Source organism: Neisseria sp. P0021.S006 (assembly GCF_051956895.1).
In genome coordinates, this window is sequence record NZ_JBQCWZ010001267.1 from 1 (window position 1) to 442 (window position 442).

1 protein-coding gene is annotated in these 442 nt (G+C 46.4%); it reads left to right on the plus strand.

What is annotated here, in order from left to right; all coding sequences use genetic code 11:
* Window positions 1–159 precede the first annotated feature (159 nt).
* Window positions 160–442, plus strand: a 283-nt coding sequence (gene rdgC, locus ACTHUM_RS19815) for a recombination-associated protein RdgC (protein ID WP_440403984.1), incomplete at its 3' end; no start/stop codon positions are given.

A 442-nucleotide genomic window follows, 5' to 3' on the forward strand; every position in this document is an offset into this window, starting at 1 on the left:
GTCCTAGGCCTCTAGACGATGGGCGCGTAACCGAAGCGCGAACTATACAGAAACCCTTTTCTTCTGTCAACGCCTTTACTGCATTTTTAAAGAGGCTGCCGATTTCCGTATGTTATTTTCCCTGTATAATGCCGGTTTTAATAAAAAGGAAAACTCGCCATGTGGTTTAAGCAAATCAGTTTTTATCCGCTCAACAAAGACAAGTTGCCCGAATTGGAAGTCCTTGCCGACAAATTGGCGCAATCCGAATTTGCCCATTGTCAGGGTTTGGACTGGTTTAGCGAAGGCTTTTCCACGCCGGTTTCCTTTTCGCCAGAGCTAGTTTTCCCTGCCGATTACACTTGGCGCGTTGCCCTGAAAAAAGAAGAAAAAGTCCTGCCTGCCGGCGTCATCCGCGATATTTTGGATGAAAAGGTTTTGGAAATCCAAAACAACGAAGCGC